Annotated in this window: 17 protein-coding genes; 10 read left to right on the plus strand and 7 right to left on the minus strand. The window is 70.9% G+C overall.

Features of this window, described 5'->3' with window-relative positions:
• Positions 1–345: 345 nt before the first annotated feature.
• The 4 genes from ACFMQL_RS02195 (at position 346) to ACFMQL_RS02210 (ending at position 4160) form a co-directional block, all read left to right on the plus strand.
• The gene (locus tag ACFMQL_RS02195; RefSeq protein ID WP_364067586.1) at positions 346–888 is read left to right on the plus strand and encodes a cupin domain-containing protein; all 543 of its coding nucleotides are present in this window, start codon (positions 346–348) and stop codon (positions 886–888) included.
• 281 nt (positions 889–1169) lie between these two features.
• Positions 1170–1439 (plus strand): DUF1876 domain-containing protein, encoded by a 270-nt coding sequence (locus ACFMQL_RS02200; RefSeq protein WP_364067584.1) that lies wholly within the window; start codon positions 1170–1172, stop codon positions 1437–1439.
• 74 nt (positions 1440–1513) lie between these two features.
• The gene (locus ACFMQL_RS02205; protein ID WP_378784358.1) at positions 1514–2416 is read left to right on the plus strand and encodes an alpha/beta fold hydrolase; all 903 of its coding nucleotides are present in this window, start codon (positions 1514–1516) and stop codon (positions 2414–2416) included.
• A 205-nt stretch (positions 2417–2621) separates the two neighbouring features.
• Positions 2622–4160 (plus strand): aldehyde dehydrogenase family protein, encoded by a 1539-nt coding sequence (locus ACFMQL_RS02210; protein ID WP_378784359.1) that lies wholly within the window; start codon positions 2622–2624, stop codon positions 4158–4160.
• A gap of 69 nt (positions 4161–4229) precedes the next feature.
• On the opposite strand, the gene glnII is transcribed toward ACFMQL_RS02210, so the two are convergent.
• Entirely contained in the window at positions 4230–5249 is a 1020-nt protein-coding gene (gene glnII / locus ACFMQL_RS02215; RefSeq protein ID WP_364067578.1) for a glutamine synthetase, read from the minus strand.
• Between the two features lie 89 nt (positions 5250–5338).
• Positions 5339–5821, minus strand: coding sequence for a hypothetical protein (locus ACFMQL_RS02220; RefSeq protein ID WP_378784362.1), 483 nt, complete (start codon positions 5819–5821; stop codon positions 5339–5341).
• A gap of 71 nt (positions 5822–5892) precedes the next feature.
• On the opposite strand from ACFMQL_RS02220, the gene ACFMQL_RS02225 reads away from it, so the two are divergent.
• Positions 5893–7044 carry an LLM class flavin-dependent oxidoreductase gene (locus ACFMQL_RS02225; RefSeq protein ID WP_378784363.1) on the plus strand — a complete coding sequence of 384 codons (1152 nt, stop codon included), beginning with the start codon at positions 5893–5895 and terminating at the stop codon, positions 7042–7044.
• Positions 6981–7385, plus strand: a complete 405-nt coding sequence (locus ACFMQL_RS02230) for a hemerythrin domain-containing protein (RefSeq protein WP_378784364.1) — start codon at positions 6981–6983, stop codon at positions 7383–7385. The genes ACFMQL_RS02225 and ACFMQL_RS02230 overlap by 64 nt, the downstream gene beginning before the upstream one ends.
• Before the next feature lie 18 nt (positions 7386–7403).
• Here ACFMQL_RS02230 and ACFMQL_RS02235 read toward each other — a convergent pair whose 3' ends face one another.
• Positions 7404–8570 (minus strand): TerC family protein, encoded by a 1167-nt coding sequence (locus ACFMQL_RS02235; protein WP_364067572.1) that lies wholly within the window; start codon positions 8568–8570, stop codon positions 7404–7406.
• Between ACFMQL_RS02235 and ACFMQL_RS02240 the strand changes: the two genes are divergently transcribed.
• Positions 8452–9450, plus strand: coding sequence for a methyltransferase domain-containing protein (locus tag ACFMQL_RS02240; RefSeq protein WP_378784365.1), 999 nt, complete (start codon positions 8452–8454; stop codon positions 9448–9450). The genes ACFMQL_RS02235 and ACFMQL_RS02240 overlap by 119 nt on opposite strands.
• Positions 9451–9472: 22 nt before the next feature.
• On the opposite strand, the gene ACFMQL_RS02245 is transcribed toward ACFMQL_RS02240, so the two are convergent.
• Positions 9473–11668 carry an AAA family ATPase gene (locus ACFMQL_RS02245; RefSeq protein WP_364067567.1) on the minus strand — a complete coding sequence of 732 codons (2196 nt, stop codon included), beginning with the start codon at positions 11666–11668 and terminating at the stop codon, positions 9473–9475.
• Between the two features lie 248 nt (positions 11669–11916).
• Between ACFMQL_RS02245 and ACFMQL_RS02250 the strand changes: the two genes are divergently transcribed.
• Complete coding sequence (locus tag ACFMQL_RS02250) at positions 11917–12252, plus strand: carboxymuconolactone decarboxylase family protein (RefSeq protein WP_364067565.1); 336 nt, start codon at positions 11917–11919, stop codon at positions 12250–12252.
• A gap of 254 nt (positions 12253–12506) precedes the next feature.
• The gene (locus ACFMQL_RS02255) at positions 12507–13256 is read left to right on the plus strand and encodes an SDR family oxidoreductase (RefSeq protein ID WP_364067563.1); all 750 of its coding nucleotides are present in this window, start codon (positions 12507–12509) and stop codon (positions 13254–13256) included.
• A gap of 128 nt (positions 13257–13384) precedes the next feature.
• Here the strand turns inward: ACFMQL_RS02255 and ACFMQL_RS02260 are convergent, their stop codons facing one another.
• A complete protein-coding gene (locus tag ACFMQL_RS02260; RefSeq protein ID WP_364067561.1) occupies positions 13385–14599 on the minus strand; it encodes a sn-glycerol-3-phosphate ABC transporter ATP-binding protein UgpC in 1215 nt (404 codons plus the stop codon).
• A 177-nt stretch (positions 14600–14776) separates the two neighbouring features.
• On the opposite strand from ACFMQL_RS02260, the gene ACFMQL_RS02265 reads away from it, so the two are divergent.
• The gene (locus ACFMQL_RS02265) at positions 14777–15841 is read left to right on the plus strand and encodes a LacI family DNA-binding transcriptional regulator (RefSeq protein WP_364067559.1); all 1065 of its coding nucleotides are present in this window, start codon (positions 14777–14779) and stop codon (positions 15839–15841) included.
• A gap of 74 nt (positions 15842–15915) precedes the next feature.
• On the opposite strand, the gene ACFMQL_RS02270 is transcribed toward ACFMQL_RS02265, so the two are convergent.
• Both ACFMQL_RS02270 and ACFMQL_RS02275 read right to left on the minus strand, forming a co-directional pair.
• Entirely contained in the window at positions 15916–17064 is a 1149-nt protein-coding gene (locus ACFMQL_RS02270; RefSeq protein WP_364067557.1) for a hypothetical protein, read from the minus strand.
• Positions 17065–17160: 96 nt separating this feature from the next.
• The gene (locus tag ACFMQL_RS02275; RefSeq protein WP_364067555.1) at positions 17161–17646 is read right to left on the minus strand and encodes a glutathione peroxidase; all 486 of its coding nucleotides are present in this window, start codon (positions 17644–17646) and stop codon (positions 17161–17163) included.
• Between the last annotated feature and the right edge of the window lie 128 nt (positions 17647–17774).

The raw sequence follows: 17774 nt of genomic DNA on the forward strand, positions 1-17774 counted from the left end.
CTAGCCAGCCGCACCGACAATTCCCGGCCCTGTTTTCCAGCCGTGACCAGCCTCCTCACCACCTCACGAACCCGCCCATATCTCTCCGGTTCGACCACCCCTGCCGGCGCCCCTACAGCCGTGGTCGGCCGACCCAGTCAAGTCGCCGGCTCGATTCGTGGCGCTTGTCGGGGAGGTGACCGACCCACCCTCGGACCCGAGTCCCGGCGCCAGCGGTGGACCGGGCCTCAGAGAAGCCGTCGTGGCCGGCTCCGCCCTGGTGCACCCGGCCGTGATCCGTCGCTTGTACGGGCAGATAGGTCAGGTCTCGTCCTTGATCGAGGTGGTACGTCCTAAACTCGGCGTGTGGAGTTGCGGATCTACCCCGACGGCCCGTCCATCGAGGTGGCGGACGAGGCGGAGGCACTGGCCGGCGATCTGGAAGGCCAGCTCGTCCTCGACGGTCGCTTTCTGCGCAGAGACGTGACCGGCGCCCCCGTCGCCTTCGTCGAGCGGCCGCCCATCGCCGCTGCCCTCGATCTTCTGCCCCACCCCGAGGGCGGCTGGTTCAGGGAGACGTGGCGGTCGCCGGTGACGTTCACGCCGGACGGCTATCCGGGCGAGCGGGCCAGCGCCACCGCCATCTACTTCCTGCTCCACCCGGGCGAGGAGTCCGTGCCGCACGTGGTGCGCTCGACGGAGCTGTGGCTGTGGCATCGGGGTGGGCCGCTGGCGCTGACCATCGGCGACTCCGTGGTCACCTTGGGCCCCGATGTCGAGAACGGCCAGGTGCCGCAGGCGATCGTGCCGGGCGGGGTCTGGCAGTCGGCGCGCCCGGCCGGGGACGAGGCGGTGCTGGTGAGCTGCATCGTCTCCCCAGGCTTCGACTTCGCCGATTTCTCCGCCTGACGCGCCCAGGCGTCTCCACCTGACGCGCACCCAGCTCCTCCACCTGACCGCACCCCAACCGTGTCTCCGCCTGACACGCCCCAAGCGCCTCCGCCTGACGCGCCCAGGCGTCTCCACCTGACGGCAGGCGTTACGGCAGCCCGTCTTCCGCCGGGTTCGGCTCATCCGCTCCGATCAGTACGCCCGTGTCCGCGCCGCCCCGCACAAGCACCTGGCGCCGATCTTCGCGGACAGGTTTAAGGGGATCCGCATGGGAAGGCGGCTGGGTGGAGGTGTTGGTCATGGAGACGAAGGAATGGATTGTACGGATCGCGCTCGACGAGGTCGGCGATGACACCTCGGCACGGGCGACGCTGACCACCACCGGCGGCCAGCGGGTGGAAGGAAGGGGCCACGCACGGAGAAACCCGTCGGACCCGGCCGTGCCGCGGATCGGGGACGAGCTGGCGGTCTCCCGCGCGCTGTCCGACCTGGCCGGACAGCTGGCGGCGATGACGAACCGCGACATCTCCGAGTCGATGGCGGCGGTCCCGACCTCCCGTTCTTGGTAAATCTATTATATCACGAATTCCGCTAATTCTGCATTTATTCGATGAATGCAGAATTAGCGGTTATATTCGCGGCCATGGCAGCCGACGAAGCACGATTCATCAATTCCGGGAACCTGCGTTTGTGGACCGAGCGCTCCGGCGATCCGGCCGATCCGGCGGTGCTGCTCGTCATGGGCACCTCGACCCCGGGCCCCGGCTGGCCGGACGAGCTGGTGGAGGTTCTGGTGTCCGGCGGGCGGCGGGTGATCCGGTTCGACCACCGCGACACGGGCCGCTCCGACTGGGTCGATTTCTCCGCCCACCCGTACGCGCTCGCCGACCTCGCCGGTGACGCCGTGGCCGTGCTCGACGCGTACGGCATCGGCGCCGCCCACATCGCCGGGGCCTCGCTCGGCGGCGCGGTCGCGCAGTGGCTGGGCGTGCACCGGCCGGAACGCGTCACGGCGCTGACCCTCGTCATGAGCACGCCCATGAACGTCGACCAAGGCCCCATCTGGGCACGCGCGCTGGCCGGCCAGGACCCCGACCCCGGCACGCTGCCGCCACCCCACCCGCGCTTCCTCGACCACCTCAAGACGGCGGCGACGACCCCGCGCACCACCCGCGAGGAGAGCATCGCGGCGGGCGTCGAGACGTGGCGGGTGCTGAGCGGCGACGCGCTGCCGTTCGACGAGGACGCGGCGCGGCGCCTGGCCGAGTACGCCCACGACGAGGCGGAGAACCCGGCCGCCGCGGCCAACCACGACCTGGCCGGGCGGGTGCTGAGCGACGACAGGCGCGCACCGCTCTCGCGGATCAAGGCGCCCACGCTGGTCGTGCACGGCACCGAGGATCCGCTGCTCCCGCTCCCCCACGGCGAGGCGCTGGCCGCCGCGATCCCGGGCGCGCGGCTGGAGACGGTCGAGGGGATGGGGCACTCGCTGCTGTCGGAGGGCGTGCCGCGCCGCGTCGCCAAGCTCATCCTGTCGAACGCATGATCGCGTCGCCGAACCGGCCCTCTCGAAGGTGCATCCCGCCGTCGCCTGTCACCCTCGGGGCGTGCGCGGCACCTGACCGCATCGCGGTCCTCGCCTCGGCCGGGAAGTCGCACGCCCACCCCGGCAAGGCGCGCCCGCCCGACCCACCTTGGGTTTTTTGCGGCGAGATGATTGTCTAGCCGAAGGAACTATGAGGAGGGCAGCGGTGAGCCGTCAGATCGTTTCCATCGTGGGTGGCAAGGACGCGGAGTCCGCGTCCACGTACGACTCCATCAACCCCGCCCGCACCGGCGAGATCGTGGCCCGGGTCGGGCTGGCGGACGCCGAGACGTTCGCCGCCGCCTGCCGTACGGCCAAGGAGGCGCAGCGCGAGTGGGCCAAGGTGCCCGCGCCGGTGCGCGGCCGGGTGATCGCCTCGATCGGGCGTCTGGTGGAGGCGAACGCCGAGCGCCTGGCGGCGCTGGTGACCGAGGAGATCGGCAAGCCGTACGGTGAGGCGCTCGGCGAGGTCAGGGAGATCGTCGACACCTGTGACTTCTTCCTCGGCGAGGGCCGCAGGCTGTACGGGCAGACGGTCCCGTCGGAGATGCCGGACAAGAACCTGTTCACCTTCCGCACGCCGGTCGGTGTGGCGGCGGTGGTGACGGCGGGCAACTTCCCCGTGGCGGTCCCGTCGTGGTACCTGGTGCCGGCGCTGCTGTGCGGCAACGCGGTGGTGTGGAAACCCGCCGAGTACGCAGCCGCCTCCGCCCACGCGATGTACCGGCTGTTCGTGGCGGCCGGGCTGCCCGACGGCGTGCTGAACATCGTGTTCGCCGACGGCGCGGAGACGTTCAGGGGCCTGGAGCTGGCCCTTGAGGCGGGCAGCGTGCAGAAGGTGGGCTTCACCGGTTCGAGCGCGGTCGGCAGGAAGATCGGCGAGCTGGCCGGTCGCCACCTGCAGTCGCCCTGCCTGGAGCTGGGCGGCAAGAACCCGATGGTGATCATGCCGGACGCGGATCTCGACCTGGCCGTGGAGGGCGCGCTGTTCTCGGGGTTCGGTACGGCGGGCCAGCGCTGCACGAGCCTCGGCACGGTGATCGTGCACGAGAGCGTCCACGACGCGTTCCTCGAGCGGTTCGTACGCGCGGTGGACGCCGCCCGCATCGGCGATCCGCGCGAGGACGTGCTGGCCGGGCCGCTGCTCGACCAGAAGTTCGCCGACCGCTACGAGGAGTACCTGACCTGGATCGAGCCGCATCACCGCGTGGCGACGGCCGCGAAGGGCCGCATCACGAAGGACAACCCGCGCGGCGACTTCGACGGCGCTGACGGGCTCTACTACCACCCGGTGGTGGTGGACGGCGTGCGGCCGGGTGACCGGCTGTTCATGGAGGAGACGTTCGGCCCGATCGTGGGCGTGACGTCGTTCTCGACGCTGGACGAGGCGATCGAGCTGGCCAACCTGCCCGGGTACGGCCTGTCCAGCTCGATCTACACGACCGACGCCAAGAACGCCTTCCGCTTCCGCGAGGGCATCTCGGCGGGCATGGTCAGCGTCAACAACTCGACCTCGGGCGCGGAGGCGCACCTGCCGTTCGGCGGCAACGGCAAGTCGGGCAACGGCAGCCGCCAGTCCGGCATGTGGGTGCTGGATCAGTTCACCCGCTGGCAGGCGATGAACTGGGACCACTCGGGCCGGCTGCAGAAGGCGCAGATGGACGTCGCGGAGATCGTCCCCGACCTGGACTTCCGCCTGGCCTGAAAACGCGCTGACGGGCCCCCGCTCCCGCGAGGGGCCCGTCAAGCAGGGCAACGCGTCAGATCGCCGGGGTCAGACCTGGCCGGCCTTCTCCAGGGCGGCGCAGCAGGTGCTCACCAGCAGGCGGGTGACCACGTACGGGTCGACGTTGGCGTTGGGGCGGCGGTCCTCGATGTAGCCCTTCTTGTCCACCTCGACCTGCCACGGGATGCGCACCGAGGCGCCGCGGTCGGACACGCCGTAGGAGTACTTGTTCCACGGCGAGGTCTCGTGGTGGCCGGTCAGGCGCAGCTCGATGTCGGCGCCGTACTGGGAGACGTGCTCCATCGGCTTGTCGCCCTCACCGAGCGCCTCGCAGGCGGTGATGATGGCGTCGTAGCTCTCGCGCATGGCCTTGGTGGAGAAGTTGGTGTGCGCGCCGGCGCCGTTCCAGTCGCCGCGGGCGGGCTTGGGGTCGAGGGTGGCCTCGACGCCGAACTCCTCGGCGGTCCGGTAGAGCAGGTAGCGGGCGACCCAGAGGTGGTCGGCGACCTCGATCGGGCCGGCCGGGCCGACCTGGAACTCCCACTGGCCGGGCATGACCTCGGCGTTGATGCCGGAGATCTTCAGGCCGGCGGCGAGGCAGCGGTCGAGGTGCAGCTCGACGATCTCACGGCCGAACACGGCCTCGGCGCCGACACCGCAGTAGTAGTGGCCCTGCGGGGCGGGGAAGCCGCCCTCGGGGAAGCCGAGCGGGCGGCTGCCCTTGAAGAAGGTGTACTCCTGCTCGATGCCGAACCAGGACTCCTGGGCGGCGTACTGCTCGGCGACCGGGCGCAGCAGGGCGCGGGTGTTGCTGGCGTGGGGCGTGCCGTCGATCTCCTCGACCTCGCACAGCACGAGCTTGTTGTCGCCGCCGCGGATGGGGTCGGGGCAGACGAACACGGGCCGGAGCACGCGGTCGGAGGAGTGACCCTCGGCCTGGTTGGTGCTGGACCCGTCGAACCCCCAGACCGGCGGCTCGGCCCCGTCAGCCAGGATCTTCGTCTTCGAGCGCAGCAGAGCCGTCGGCTCGGTGCCGTCGATCCAGATGTACTCAGCCTTATAGCTCACGGCGGTCCTTTCGGGGTTCTTCTCAAGCCACGCCGAGTCTTACGGACAGCCGTTTCCCGGTTTTTGCTCTGATGTGAACGCCGTGTTAATCAGGATTCCGCCTGCATGTTCCCATCGGCCCCGACTGTAACAGTGGTGTTAGGGCCACCCGCGCCGCACCGGGGCCCGTTGGGATAGCGCTCCTTGGGGGTGGCCCGCACCTTGCCCTCGAGCAGCGGCCGCGATCCGGCGTCGAGCAGCGTGAGCCGTACCTCCACCGGTCGCGTGGGCAGCCCGGCGACGCCGGCGAAGCCGTGCGTGTCGCCGGTCGGCACGGCCGTCGCCGCGCACGTGTCGCCAGAGCACGTCTGCCCGCTCGCCCGCGTGCTGGGCAGCAGCTCGGTGCGGGTGCGCCTGCAGGAGCCGTCCCAGCAGACCTCCAGCTCGGCCGCCTGCGCGCGGGCGGCGAGCGCCGCGCGCACCGTGACGCCCACCCCCACCGGGGTGCCGATCGCCGTGCACTCCACCCCGCCGCCGCAGGCGACGCAGGTCAGGAGCAGGGCGGCGGTCAGCGGCGCGCGAGATCGAAGCACACCCTCAAGACGGAGGGCAGCGGGCGGCGGTTCACGGGGGCGTGCGAACATCGTCTCGGGGGGATTTCGACATGCACGATCTGTGGTTCGGCGCGTTCCTGTCGCCGGAGGCCGAGGGGCGCGAGCGGCTGCTACGCCACGTGACGCTGGCCGACCGGCTCGGCCTGGATCTGGTGGGGGTCCAGGACCATCCGTATCAGGAGGGGTTCCTGGACACGTGGACGCTGCTGTCGGTGGTGGCGGCGCGTACGGAGCGGATCCGGCTGGTGCCCGACGTGGTGAACGTGCCGCTGCGGCCGCCCGCCGTGCTGGCGCGCGCTGCCGCCTCGCTCGACCTGCTCAGCGGCGGCCGGGTGGAGCTGGGGCTGGGCGCGGGGGCGTTCTGGGACGCGATCGCCGCGATGGGCGGGCGGCGGCTGTCTCCGGGTGAGTCGATCGAGGCGCTGGCCGAGGCCGTCACCGTGCTGCGGGCGCTGTGGACGCCGGGCGCGCCGGTGACGTTCGAGGGCACGCATCATCGGCTGCGCGGGGCCAAGCCGGGGCCGTTGCCCGCGCACCCGATCGGCATCTGGATCGGTGCGATGAAGCGCAGGATGCTGGAGCTGACCGGGCGGATGGGCGACGGCTGGCTCACCTCGTCCTTCCACAGCCCGCCCGAGGCGGTGGCCAGGCAGGCGAAGGTGCTGGACGCGGCGGCCGAGGACGCGGGGCGCGACCCGGCCGGCATCCGCAAGGTCTACAACGTGGGCGGCGTGTTCTCGCCGCTGCCGGGCCGCGGGTTCCTGGAGGGGCCTGCCGCGTTGTGGGCGGAGCAGCTCACGGAGCTGGTGTTCGAGGTGGGGATGACCGGGTTCGTGCTGGCGCCGGGCGAGGACGCCGAGCGGGACCTGCGGGCGTTCGCCGAAGAGGTGGCGCCGGCCGTGCGCGAGGCCGTGTCCAAGGAAACGGCCAGGGAACGCGGCGCGCCGGGGAGCCGGCCGAGGCGCCCGTCACACTCTCTTCTCCCGCGCCCGCCTGGGCCGCCCTCGACGAGGACGGCCGTCCGCGCATGCCCAAGCGGGACCCGGCCGCGCTCACGCCCGGGCAGCTGCGCATGGGCCGGCATCTCGTGCAGGTGCACAACGGCTACCGGCAGGAGCTGCGGCAGGTCCAGGACGCGGTGGAGCAGGTGGCCGCGGGCCAGGGGGACGCGGGCGCGCTGCGCTCGGCGATCAACCGGCTGAGCGTGCGGCAGAACCACTGGACGCTGGGCACGTTCTGCGCCACCTTCAACCGGCTGCTGACCGTGCACCACACGATCGAGGACGAGTCGATGTTCCCGGCGATCCTGGAGCGCGACTCGACGCTGGCGCCGGTGATCAAGAAGCTGGAGCAGGAGCACGAGGTGATCGCCGAGATGCTCGGCGAGCTCGACGCCGCGTGCGTGGCGCTGCTCGCTGATCCGGCCGCGATCGAGCAGGTGCGGGCCGGGGTGGACCGGCTGGTGCAGGTGCTGTCGTCGCACTTCGCGTACGAGGAGGAGGAGCTGGTCGAGCCGATCGCCCGGCTCGGCATCCGCATCTGAGCCCCGGTCAGGCGCCGGTCAGGCTCTGTCGTGCTCCTCGTGGGCGCGGCGCACCAGGGAGATCAGCCGGTCGTCCACGAGGTCGCGGTGCCTGGCCGGCAGCGCGCGCAACCGGGCCTCCTCGTCCAGCAGCCGCCGGTAGATCTCCTCGCGTACCTCCGGGTCGCGCTCGATGTCCAGGTACTGCTGGGCGTGGCGGCGGACCCTGGACACCGTGTTGCGGGAGCGCCCGCGCGGGCTGAGCAGCGAGGCGATCACGGTGATCGCCAGCACGCCGATGATCACGCAGAGGGACAGCCCGGTGCTGATCTCGACGACCTTCACCGGCTGGCCGTCGTTGATGAACGGCACGTTGTTCTCGTGCAGCGCGTGCAGGATCAGCTTGACGCCGATGAAGCCGAGGATGACGGCCAGGCCGTAGGTCAGGTAGATGAGGCGGTCGAGCAGGCCGTCGATGAGGAAGTAGAGCTGGCGCAGGCCCAGCAGGGAGAACGCGGTGGCGGTGAAGACGATGTAGACGTTCTGGGTGAGGCCGAAGATCGCGGGGATGGAGTCGAGCGCGAAGAGGATGTCGGTGCCGCCGAGGGCGATCATGACGAGCAGCATCGGGGTCATCTCGCGCCGCCCGTTCCGGGTGGTGAACAGCCGGTCGCCGTCGTACTCCTGGCTGGTGCGCACGAGCCTGCGCGCCGTACGCACCATGAGGTTGTCCGGTGAGTGGCTCTCCTCCCCCTCCGGCTTGAGCAGGTTGCCCGCGGTGATCAGCAGCACGAGGCCGAACACGTAGAAAACCCAGGCGAACAGGTTGATCAGCGCGGCCCCCAGCACGATGAACGCGCTCCGCGCGAGCAGCGAGAAGACGATGCCGAACAGCAGCGCCTTCTGCTGGTCGGCGCGCGGCACCTTGAAACTGCTCATGATGACGAGGAAGACGAACAGGTTGTCCACCGACAGCGCCTTCTCCGTCACGTAACCGGCGAAGTACTCCGCGCCCGGTTCCGAGCCGCCGAACCACCACACGCCCACGCCGAACAGCAGCGCGATGCCGACGTACAGGGCGGACCAGATGGTCGCTTCGCGCAGGGTGGGCACGTGCGCCTTGCGGACGTGGAAGAAGAAGTCGAACGCCAGCAGCGCGACGATCCCCAGGATCGTCAGCCACCACACCGCCGCTGATACGTCCATCGGGCTCCCCCACGGCTGGCCGGGCCGTCGTGGGGGCTGCGACTGCTCGCGTGCGCGTACTCCTCGCAGGGTTGTACCCGATACGGCGGCCATCCCACCATGGGACCCGTACGGTTCAGCGGCAGGAGACAGAGGGGAGCGCCGTGACAGAGCCCGCGTTCGACGCCGAAGGTCTCTTCGGAGACGACTATCTCTACTTCTTCGCCGACCACCTCGACGCCCGCGGCGACGCCAGACCGATCTGGTCTGGCGGCTGCTCGATCTGCGGCCCGGCATGGAGGTGCTGGACCTCGCCTGCGGCCACGGGCGGATCGCCAACAGGCTCGCCGCGCGCGGCTGCCGCGTCACCGGCCTGGACTCCTCGCAGCCCTTCCTGGACCGCGCCCGCACAACGGCCGGCGAGCTCGGCGTCACCGTCGACTACGTCCACGGCGACATGCGGCGGCTGCCGTGGACGGGCCGCTTCGACCGCGTCGTCAGCTGGTTCACCGCGTTCGGCTACTTCGACGACGCCGATGACCGGCGCGTGCTCGCCCAGGCCGCCGCGGCGCTCAAACCAGGCGGCAGGCTCGCGCTCGACCTCAACAACTACGCCGCCGTCGTCCGCACCTACCAGGCGTCAACGGTGGTCGAGCGCGACGGCGACCTGCTCATCGACCGCTACCGGCTCGATCTGCTCACCAGCAGGAACGTGGTCAAGCGGACGGTCGTCCGGGACGGACGGGTGCGGCACGTGCCGTACTCCGTGCGCATGTTCACCTTCCCCGAGCTGCGCGACCGGCTGCTCGACGCCGGGTTCGCGGCCGTGCGGGGCTTCGGCGCGGACGGCGGGCCGCTCACGATGGACAGCCGCCGCATGATCGTGGTCGCCGAGCGCTGACCTCGCTTCGGTGCGGTTTCGTTCACGTACGTCCGGTGCCGTCGTAGCCGAGCAGGCGCATGGCCGTGGCCGGGTCCAGCGTGGCGGCCAGGAATTGGGCGCGTGCGTGCGCCTGGTCGCGTTCGCGTTCTGCGGCGAGCTGCGCCGTACGCATGCGTCTCACGGCCGCGTACGCCAGCCCCGCGCCGACGATCACCGCCACGATCACCACGAACAGCACGAACAGCAGCCCCGCTGACGGGACGCCGGGCTCGGCCACCGCATCACCGCCCGCCCCGACGATGGTGACGCCCGCCCTGCCGCCCGGCTCGGCGACACCGCCGGTGCGAGACAGCGTGCCCGTGACGGCCAGCGCGGTGAGCAGGGAGAGCAGGACGAGGACGAGGGCGCTCGCGACGACGGCCCAGACCCGCCCGGCGGTCCGCCGCCACACCGACGACCCGGCCCCCGCCGCCGCCGGAGCCGTCGCCGGAACCGCCGGCGGGGCCGACGGCTGAGCCGGCTGCCCGGGTGGCCGAGCGGACGGTCGTCCGGGCCGCTGGGCGAACGGCTGCCGGGGCGGCGCCGCGGCGGCCCAGGGCACGAACTGCGGCCGGTCCCCCGGCACGGCGGCCCCGGGCGGCACGGCGGCCTTGGGCGGCAGGGCGGCACCCGGTGGCAGGACGGCCCCGGGCGGCAGGGCGGTGCTGGGCGGCACCGGCGGATCCCTGTCGATCGGGCTGTGCGCCCAGTGCGCCTTGACGGCGTCCCGGTGGTAGTCCTCCAGCGCCTGGTAGAACGCGTCGGAGGCGTACACGGTGCCGTCGATCAGCGGCCCCCGCTCGGCGCGGATGACCGCGACGGCGTCGTCACCGTCGAGCGTCCCGTGCGTCTCCAGCGCGTGCGCCAGGCACAGCACCTCGCGGCGGTGTTCCCGCAGCAGCTCCCCGGTCCGTTCGAGCAGCCGGGCGAGGCCGGCCTCGACACGCTCGCCGACGGCGCCGGGCGCGGGCCTGATTTCCAGCTTCTGGAGCGCGGGCAGGGAGGCGAGGCCGGTGCCCATCCCCCAGCGCGACTCCATCGAAGCCATCAGGTACGTGGCGGCGTACAGGTCCTCGGAAACCCCGCAGGAGCTGTCGCCGCCGAAGAACATGCGCTCACCCGCCAGCGAGGCGAGGGCGACCATGATGTCGGCCTCGTGATCGGACTTCCACCGGGCCTCCTCTGTCCTGACCGGACCGAGGTGGCAGGTGCCCTTCTCGACGGTGGCGACGTCGAGATCACGGTGGGGGCGGGTGACGTACGCGATGACGGCGTGGCACGCCTCGTGCACGGCCAGGGCGTGCCGTTCGGCGCGCTCGACCTCCTCGGCCGCCCCGAACCGCTTGAGCCGTCTGGCCCGCAGCATGTCAGACCAGGTGATGACCTCCCGTCCGGCCCCGATGGCGGCGATGAGCGCCTCGTTGACGAGGTCCTTGATCTCGGCGCCGGTGGCGTACGGGGTGACGGCGGCGAGCCTGTCGATCTGCTCGGCGGTCAGCTGGTGCGCCACCTTGCCGAGGCATCCCTGGAAGATGCGCACGCGCCCGGCCTTGGACGGATGGCCGACCTGGTAGACGCGGTCGATACGGCCGGGCCGCAGCAGCGCCTCGTCGAGCGCGTCGGGCCGCCCGGCGGCCATGATCACGAAGATGCGGTACGCGGGCGGCGGCTCGGGCGGCATGCCGAGCAGCGGACGGACCAGCCGGTTGACGAACCCGCGCGGCCTGGTGAGCCCGGTCAGCTCGGCGGTGAGGGATCGCAGGACGCCGGAGCCGCCGAGCGCGTCCGCCTGGTCGAAGAAGACGACGACGCCGCCATGGCGCGCTGCGAGCCCGCGCAGCCTCCTGAACAGGAACCTGACCTTGAGGACGCCGAGTCCCATGAACGTGTTCGAGTCCACGTACACGTACGGCTTGCCGGTCTCCCCTGCCACCGCCTCGGCCAAGAGCGACTTGCCGGTGCCGGGCGGCCCCCACAGCAGCAGGCCGCCGGGCACGTACCCGCCGCGCCGCTCGATCTCGTCGGGCCGTTCGAGGACGACGATGTCCTCGCGTACGCGCTCGACGACGTGGTCCTGCCCCCACACGTCCCGCAAACGGGTCGTGATGTCGCCGGGAAGATACGTCTCGACGCCGCCCCGAGCAGCGTGTACGAACCCGCGCCGGGCATGCGCGAGCGCGGCCCGTGCCGTCTTCACCAGGGCTTACCTCCGCTTAACGGATCACCGCAGAGGTTGTGCCCGTTTCTCGCGGATTGAGGCCCGATTGCGCGCAGAAATTCTTGACCAAATCTTGGCCGCGCGTTGGCTTTACTTGAGATACGGCATCCGAGGGCCGGGGGCGGGTTCGCAACGCGGAGTTCCAACGTTCATGCAACCTCCCATTGGTTCATCTCGGGAAGTAGCGAAAGATATGAGGATCCCTTCCGACACCCGCGGAGTGCGCAATGACAGAACCCGCCATGGAGACCGTCGACTCCTTCGGCATGACCGCCGAGCGGATCTTCGCCGAGGTCTGGTCACGTCCGGTGCTGTCGGTCAGGGAGCGCCGGCTGCTCCTGCTCGGATTGCTCGTCGGCCAGGGCCTGCATGACCTGCTCGACGTGCAGCTCGACGTCGCCCTGCGCGCCGGAGAGCTGAACGAGGCGGAGCTGCGCGAGGTGGTGATCTTCCTCACCCACTACGCCGGCTGGGCCCGCGGCGCGAAGCTGAACGACCAGGTCGAGTCGCTGATCGAACGCGTCAGGCAGGATCGACGCGATCGAGCGGACCCCGCAGGCTGAGCGCGTAAAGCTCGCCGCCCGCGTCCTCACCGCACAGAACCCGGCGCCGCCCTTCGCGCCGGCCGGCTGCCGGTCGGCCTCCTGCCAGGCGTTCTCGTGCCGAGGTCCTGGCCGTGGTGGGGCGGGCGGCGGCGTGCCGGGAGCCGGGGCGGCCGGCGTGCGTGCCGGCAGGGCACCGGGCAGGAGCGCTGAGGAGCTCACGGCCGCGACGAGGCGCACGGGCCTCATCCTGCCACGAACGTTAGGGTTCAGACATGCCTACCGCACTGATCACCGGCGCCACCTCTGGGATCGGCGCCGCTTTCGCCCGGCGCCTGGCCGCCGACGCGTTTTCGCTCGTCCTCGTGGCCCGGGACGAGCTCCGTCTTGCCCGCACCGCCGACCAGCTGAAGCTGAGATACGGCGTTCCCGTCGAGGTGCTGCCCGCCGACCTGGCCACCGAGGAGGGCCTGGCCAAGGTGGAGTCACGCGTGCGCGAGGGCGTCGATCTCCTGATCAACAACGCCGGTTTCGGCAACGCGGGCCACTTCCCCGACGTTCCCGCCGAGCGCGAGGTGCGCATGCTCAGGGTGCACTGCGAGGCGGTGCTGCGGCTGACGCTTGCGGCCCTGCCCGGCATGCGCGAGCGCGACCGCGGCGCGATCGTGAACGTGGCGTCGGTGGCGGCGTTCTTCACCCGGGGCACCTACAGCGCCTCGAAGGCGTGGGTGGTGAACTTCAGCCAGTCGGCCGCCGCCGAGGTGGGCAACCCGCGCATCAAGATCATGGCGCTGTGCCCCGGTTTCGTCAGGACCGAGTTCCACCAGCGTGCGTCGATGGACACGTCGTCGATCCCGGGTTTCCTGTGGCTCAAGGCGGACGACGTGGTGCGCGCCGCGATGCGGGACCTCGCGCTCGGCAAGCGGGTGTCGATCCCCGACCTGCGTTACAAGACGATCGTGGCGGTCGGGAGGCTCGTACCGCGCAGCGTGCAGGAGAAGGTGTCGCAGCGGATCGGCCGCTGAGGGCCGCCGCGCCGTACACGCGCCGGGGGCTCTGAAGAAGAATGGGCCCCCGCCGCGGGAGGGGGTCGCGGTGGGGGCCCGGACGGTCGCGGGCGTCTAGCCGCGACCGGGAATGGGAGGCCGGTGCCTCAGCGGTTGGCCTCGTGACCGATGGCCAGACCCGAGGACGCGTCGAAGAAGTGCATGTTGTGCGTGTCGACGACCAGGTCGATCTGCTGGCCGGGGCGCACGTGGCTGCGGGCGTTGACGCGGGCGGTCCACAGGGACTTGTCGCCCGACAGCGGCAGCGAGGCGTCGTCGTCGTCACCGGCGTCGGCGGCGGCCACGGTGTCCTTGTGCTCGACCGGCGGGGCGTCGATCAGGAACAGGACGTTGATCTCGGAGCCCAGCTCCTCGGTGACCTCCGCCTTGACGGGCAGCGTGGCCCAGCCGTTGGCGTGGTTGCCGGCGGAGGCGGCGTCCTCGAAGTCGGAGGGACGGATGCCCAGGATGATCTTCTTGCCGATGTACTGGTCGAGGCCCGGCTTGTCGGAGAAGGTCGACTCGGGGATCGGCAGCTTGACGTCGGCGAAGGCCACCGCGGGGCCGTCGTCGGTGCGGACCAGCTCGGCGGTGACGAAGTTCATCGCGGGCGAGCCCATGAAGCCGGCCACGAAGAGGTTGACGGGCTTGTCGAACAGGTTCTGCGGGGTGTCGACCTGCTGGAGGATGCCGTCGCGGAGCACGCAGACGCGGTCGCCGAGGGTCATGGCCTCGACCTGGTCGTGCGTGACGTAGACGGTGGTGACGCCGAGGCGCTCGTGCATCTGGTTGAGCGAGGCGCGCATGGAGACGCGGAGCTTGGCGTCCAGGTTGGACAGCGGCTCGTCCATGAGGAACGCCTGCGGCTCACGCACGATGGCGCGGCCCATGGCGACACGCTGACGCTGACCACCGGAGAGCGCGGCCGGCTTGCGCTTGAGGTAGGTCTCCAGGCCGAGCATCTTGGCGGCCTCGTTGACCCGCTTCTGGATCTCCGGCTTGGGCATCTTGCGGAGCTTGAGGCCGAAGGCGAGGTTCTCCTCGACCGTCATGTGCGGGTACAGCGCGTAGTTCTGGAAGACCATCGCGATGTCGCGGTCCTTCGGCGGGAGGTGGTTGACCACCTTGCCGCCGATGGCGATCTCACCGGCGCTGATGTCCTCCAGGCCGGCGATCATCCGGAGCGCGGTCGACTTACCGCAACCGGACGGGCCGACGAGCACCATGAACTCGCCGTCCTTGATTTCAAGGTTGAGTCCGTTCACGGCCTTGACGCCACCGGCGTAGACCTTGTCGACGTTCGTCAGAACGATGGATGCCATGACATTCCTTCGCGCTCCAGGGCTGCAGCCCGGATGTTGGTCCCGTTTCCCACTTGCGTGGATACGTTTTCAAGCATCTCACCCGAAACGGACATGAGTGTCAAGGGTTACGGCATGACCAGCCTTTGTCGTCTCTAAACCTTTTCCTTTACCGGAAACCATGATGGAATCGTTTCCATGGCGAAGCGGGCGACGATCAAAGATGTGGCGGAGGCGGCCGGCGTGGGCGTCGCCACCGTCTCCCGGGTGCTGTCGGGAGGCTCGGCCAGCCCGCAGACCCGCGAGCGCGTTCTGGCCGTCGCCGCGCAGCTCGACTACCGCCCCAGCGCGCTCGGCCGCAACCTGCGCCAGCGCCGCACCGGCGGCATGGGCCTGCTCGTTCCCGACCTGACCGACACCTTCCACGCGCAGCTCGCCGAGGGCGTGCTCGCCTGCGCCCGCTCGGCCGGTGAGCCGGTGGTGATCGGCTCCACGGGAGGCGACCCCGAGCAGGAGTCGGAGCTGATCGGCATGCTGCTGGAGCAGAGCGTCGACCGGCTCATCGCGGTGCCGTCCGGCGACGAGGAGAGCTGGGCGCCGGCGATCCGCGCCGGCATGACGGTGGTCTTCGCCGACCGGCTGCCTGCCGCACCGCCCGTGGAGGAGGATCCCGCGGTCAGCGCCCTCAACGACCTGCTGCTGCTCGACGGCGCCGCGCCTCCTCCGGCCCGCGCCAAGCCGCTGGACGTGCCGTCCGTGGTGGCCGACGACCGGGGCGGCATCCGTACGGCGGTGCGCTACCTGCGCGGGCTCGGCCACCGGCGCATCGCCTTCATCGGCGGCCCAGGCCACGACCGGCGGGCCGCGGCCTTCAGGGAGGCGGTGGGCGAGCCGCTGGACGAGGAGCTGATCGTGTTCGGCACCGGCAGCCGCGACTCCGCCTACGCCGCCGCCTCCGGGCTGTTCCAGAGCCGCCCCGACCTGACGGCGGTGGTCGCGGGCGGAAACGTGCTCGGCGAGGCGGCCGTGCTCGCGGCCAGGGAGCTGGACCTGCGGGTGCCGAGGGACGTCTCGCTCATCATGTACGACGACGTGCCCTGGGCCGAGCTGTGCTCACCGCCGCTGACCGTCGTCGCCCAGCCGGGACGCGACATGGGCTATCGGGCGGCCGAGCTGGTGCTGCGCTCGGGCGGGCGGCGGCAGCGCTCGGTGGTGCTGCCCACGGAGCTGATCGTCCGGGGTAGCTGCGGCCCCCGCCGCTGAGCCGTTTTCACGCGACGCTGGTACCCGTGCGCTGGGCGGGGCCCGACGCTCAGGAGCCGGGCGGGCGGCTCTCGTTACGCGGCGCCGCCCGTGTAGCGGCGGGGCAGGACCATCACCGGGTTGTCGTCGAGGATCACCTCGGGCGGGCCGAAGCGGGCGGCCACCAGCTTGATCTCCGGCTCGTCCAGCATCAGCAGCCGCCCGTCCTCGACGAACAGCTCGCCGTCCACCACCACGGTCGGCCGGTCCACCTGGCAGTCACAGTGGGCGAAGCCGGGCCCGGACGTCACCGGCACGCCGCCGGTCAGTCCGTCGAGCCCGCAGTAGAAGGCGCCGGCGTGCTTCTCCCGTTCAAACTGGGTGCCGCCGGCCAGCCGCACCTTCGGATTGAGCCCGAACAGCGCGTGCCGCATGTAGAAGCCCTCGGGCGCGTACCTGCGCAGCTGCGCGGCGGCCGCGCCGCCCTCGATCTTGCGGACGAGGTTGCCTTCGAGCGTGATGCGCAGCGGCTCCTCGGGGACGCCGGTGACCGTGGAGTCCTCGACGACGAGCACGCCTTCGGTCTCGGTCGGCCAGAAGTTGACACCCCCGTACGGGAACGGCCGCCAGTCGCCGGGCCGCAGCCCGCCGGGCCCGGGGTCCTCGAACGTGAAGCCGCCGAAGGTCAGGTCGGTGCCCCGCGCGGAGGTCACCCTGATCGACGAGGCCGTGGAGAGCTGCCGCAGCGCCCTGGCCACCAGCGCGTAGAAGACCTCGACGGGCAGCCGGGCGCCGGTCAGCAGCGCGCCGGCCGTCGCGGTCATGTGCAGCGACACGAACCGGGCCGAGCGCGCCCTGATCTGGTCGAAGAACAGCGGCGCCGTGTGGACCTCGCCCCACCAGGTGCCGCTGATCACCACGTCGGCCTCGTGGAAGGCGGCGGTCTCGATCTGCAGCGGCGCCTCGCGGTCCCAGCCGCCCGCGCTGAACGGCGGCACCGACAGGATGCGCACGTCCGCGTCGCGCAGCGCCGCCGCTGCGGCGATGGCCTGCACCACCACCGGGTCCACGGTGTGCTCCATCAGCAGCAGCACCCGGTCACCCGGAGCCACGCGGGCGTACTCGCACAGGTTGCGCACGCCGGGCATGAGCTCGACGATCGCGTACGGCGACACGGCGGGCTCGGCGGCGTAGGTGAAGGGCGATCCCGCGTACGGGTTGCCGGCATACGGATTGATCGTCATCACGCTCCCTGCGGGCCGACCAGCGACAACGGGGTTGATTACCCACCGGCCCGCACGCGTAGCGTCATGACTTCGTAACGCTTGGCGATCAGGCCTTCACAGGAGTTTCTCGATCGCGGCGATGACCGCCGGGTCGTCGGGCGTGGTGCGCGGGCGGAAGCGCGCCACGACCTTGCCCTCGCGGTCCACCAGGAACTTCTCGAAGTTCCACTGCACGTCGCCGGCCTCGCCCTGCTCGTCGGGCGCCTGGGTCAGCTCGGCGTACAGCGGGTGGCGGCCGGGGCCGTTGACGTCGGCCTTCTCCAGCAGCGGGAAGTCCACGCCGTACGTGGCGGCGCAGAACTCCTTGATCTCCTCGGCGGTGCCGGGCTCCTGGCCGGCGAACTGGTTGCAGGGCATGCCGACGACGGTGAAGCCGCGGGGGCCGTAGCGGCGCTGGAGCTCGACGAGGGCGGCGTACTGCGGGGTCAGGCCGCAGCGCGAGGCCACGTTCACGATCAGGGCGGGACCGCCGGAGGTGAGGGCGCCGAGCGTGGTGGGGGCGTCGTCGAGAGTGCGCAGCGGGATGTCACTGAGGCTCATGATCCGACCCTACAGAACGAGTCAGGGCCAGATTTGTGACACAGTCCTCATTTTCCGGACAAATCCCCAGAAGATGGTATATATCGTGATCTTTACTGACGATCTTCGTATACAAGGTCAATTCCCTG

The organism is Nonomuraea fastidiosa (assembly GCF_042751225.1).
Taxonomy (GTDB): domain Bacteria; phylum Actinomycetota; class Actinomycetes; order Streptosporangiales; family Streptosporangiaceae; genus Nonomuraea; species Nonomuraea fastidiosa.

What these genes read in the sequence shown, in the direction of transcription:
- ACFMQL_RS02250 (WP_364067565.1), top strand. Translation starts at nt 11,917, where the DNA reads ATGACAGAACCCGCCATGGAGACCGTCGACTCCTTCGGCATGACCGCC.
- ACFMQL_RS02260 (WP_364067561.1), bottom strand. Translation starts at nt 14,599, where the DNA reads ATGGCATCCATCGTTCTGACGAACGTCGACAAGGTCTACGCCGGTGGC.
- ACFMQL_RS02200 (WP_364067584.1), top strand. Translation starts at nt 1,170, where the DNA reads ATGGAGACGAAGGAATGGATTGTACGGATCGCGCTCGACGAGGTCGGC.
- ACFMQL_RS02270 (WP_364067557.1), bottom strand. Translation starts at nt 17,064, where the DNA reads ATGACGATCAATCCGTATGCCGGCAACCCGTACGCGGGATCGCCCTTC.
- ACFMQL_RS02240 (WP_378784365.1), top strand. Translation starts at nt 8,452, where the DNA reads ATGGTCGCTTCGCGCAGGGTGGGCACGTGCGCCTTGCGGACGTGGAAG.
- ACFMQL_RS02225 (WP_378784363.1), top strand. Translation starts at nt 5,893, where the DNA reads ATGCACGATCTGTGGTTCGGCGCGTTCCTGTCGCCGGAGGCCGAGGGG.
- ACFMQL_RS02235 (WP_364067572.1), bottom strand. Translation starts at nt 8,570, where the DNA reads ATGGACGTATCAGCGGCGGTGTGGTGGCTGACGATCCTGGGGATCGTC.
- ACFMQL_RS02205 (WP_378784358.1), top strand. Translation starts at nt 1,514, where the DNA reads ATGGCAGCCGACGAAGCACGATTCATCAATTCCGGGAACCTGCGTTTG.
- ACFMQL_RS02265 (WP_364067559.1), top strand. Translation starts at nt 14,777, where the DNA reads ATGGCGAAGCGGGCGACGATCAAAGATGTGGCGGAGGCGGCCGGCGTG.
- ACFMQL_RS02275 (WP_364067555.1), bottom strand. Translation starts at nt 17,646, where the DNA reads ATGAGCCTCAGTGACATCCCGCTGCGCACTCTCGACGACGCCCCCACC.
- ACFMQL_RS02255 (WP_364067563.1), top strand. Translation starts at nt 12,507, where the DNA reads ATGCCTACCGCACTGATCACCGGCGCCACCTCTGGGATCGGCGCCGCT.